The following is a 2089-nucleotide window of genomic DNA, read 5'->3' on the forward strand; positions in this document are numbered from 1 at the left end:
TGGGTTCCTCCTGGATGCGCGTTCGATGGCGGCGGGCGCGGTGATCGTCGGGGCCGAGCTCAGTGGGCTGCCGGGCCGGAAGTGAAGAACTCGGCCGTCTGCTCCAGGCCTCGCCGGCCGAACATGGTGTTCATGTGAGCCACCACCACACCCTCGGGGCAGCTGACCGTCTACGGCACCAAGTGCCTCGACGTCAACGGCGCGAGCACGGCCGACGGCGCCGCAGTGCAAATCTGGGACTGCAACAACGGCGGCAACCAGCAGTGGACGATCCGGTCCGACGGCACGGTGGCCAACACCGCCTCCGGCAGGTGCCTGGACGCCACCGCCGGCGGCACGGCGAACGGGACGCCGCTGGAAATCTGGGCCTGCACCGGCGGCGCCAACCAAAAATGGATCACCTCGTGATCCAGGCAGTCCGCACCTGACCTCCCTTCCCCTCTCCACCCCGCAAGGAGCAACGCGTGTTCGGTCATGCCCTGTCCCAACGAAAGCCGCGGCGACTGCCGGCGATCCTCGTGTCGGTCACCGTGCTGACCGCTCCGTTGCTGACCACCTCCGATACCGCATCGGCGGCCACCGGCACTCCGATCACCGGCACGGCCTCCGGCCGGTGCCTGGACGTCGTCGGCCAGAGCACGGCGTCCGGGGCCGGCATCAACATCTACGACTGCAACGGCAACGCCAACCAGGCGTGGACCTTCACTTCGGCCGGCGAACTGCGGGTCTACGACAGCCCGATGTGCCTGGACGTGGCCGGTCAAAGCACCACCGCCGGCGCCAAGCTGCAGATTTACGCCTGCAACGGCGGCGCCAACCAGCAGTGGAAGATCAACGGCAACGGCACCATCACCGGAGTGCAGTCCGGGCTGTGCCTCGACGTGGTCGGCGCGGGCACGGCGAACAGCACCCTGGTGGACTTGTGGACGTGCAACGGCGGGGCCAACCAGCAGTGGAAGACCACCGCGGGTGACAGTCAGCCGCCTTCGGTTCCGGGCAACGCCCGGATCAGTGACCTGGCGTGTGACTCCGTGACGTTCGCGTGGAACGCCGCCGGCGACAACGTGGGCGTGGCCTTCTACGACGTCTACCACGACGGTCAGCTCATCAAGTCGGTGACTGGCAGCACCCTGTCCACCAGCCTGACCGTAGTCCCGGGAGTTACGTGGGGGCTCTACGTCAACGCCCGTGACGCTGCGGGGAACGTCTCGCAGGCGAGTTCCACGGTGCCGGTCACGCCACCGCAATGCCAGGCCGACACCCAGCCGCCGACCGCACCGGGGTCGCTCACCGGGACCGTCTCCGGCACCACCGTCACCCTGAGGTGGTCGGCTTCCACCGACAACGTCGCGGTCAAGTTCTACAACATCTACCGCGGCACCACCCGGGCGGGCACGGTGACCGCCAACGGGACGACCCCGCCGGTCACGACGTTCTCCGACAGCGGTCTCGCCGCGAACACGGCGTTCACGTACTACGTGGTGGCGCGTGACGCGCAGGCCAACGTGTCGGCGCACAGCAACACCGTCTCGCTCACCACCGGTTCCGCGTGCGGCAACCCCGTGTGCGCGGTCACGCAGATCGCCACGGACACCGACATCCCCTGGGGCCTGGCCACGCTGCCCGACGGCACCATCCTGTACAACCGCCGCGACGCCCAGAACATCATCCACCTCAACCCTGCCACCGGCGCCAAGACCGATGTCGGCACCGTCCCCAACGTGCAGAGCACCGACGGCGAAGGCGGCCTGACCGGTCTGGCCATCTCTTCCACCTACGCCAGCGACCACTGGCTCTACATCATGCACACCTCACCGACCGACAACCGGGTCGTGCGCATCAAGCTCGAGAACGACCGGCTCAGCACCGGCACGGAGCAGGTTCTCCTCAGCGGCATCCTGCGCAACAAGTTCCACGATGGCGGCCGGCTGCGCTTCGGTCCCGACGGCAAGCTCTACGCCAGCACCGGTGACGCGCAGAACGGCGACAACGCTCAGAACAGGTCGAGCCTCAACGGGAGCAATTGTCAAGACCTGTGGATGAAGATCTTTTAGGCGGCCGCGGGTGGGGTGTGTTCGGTGGGTCGTTC

General features: G+C 67.6%; 2 protein-coding genes. Both read left to right on the forward strand.

Going from position 1 to position 2089, the window contains the following annotated elements; translation table 11 throughout:
* Positions 1 to 162 precede the first annotated feature (162 nt).
* Positions 163 to 408, forward strand: coding sequence for an RICIN domain-containing protein (locus C2L58_RS45110; RefSeq protein ID WP_233226290.1), 246 nt, complete (start codon positions 163 to 165; stop codon positions 406 to 408).
* 110 nt (positions 409 to 518) lie between these two features.
* The gene (locus C2L58_RS45115; RefSeq protein ID WP_441296378.1) at positions 519 to 2054 is read left to right on the forward strand and encodes a ricin-type beta-trefoil lectin domain protein; all 1536 of its coding nucleotides are present in this window, start codon (positions 519 to 521) and stop codon (positions 2052 to 2054) included.
* The last annotated feature ends 35 nt before the right edge of the window (positions 2055 to 2089 follow it).

This window comes from Amycolatopsis sp. CA-126428 (assembly GCF_002904335.1).
Taxonomy (GTDB): domain Bacteria; phylum Actinomycetota; class Actinomycetes; order Mycobacteriales; family Pseudonocardiaceae; genus Amycolatopsis.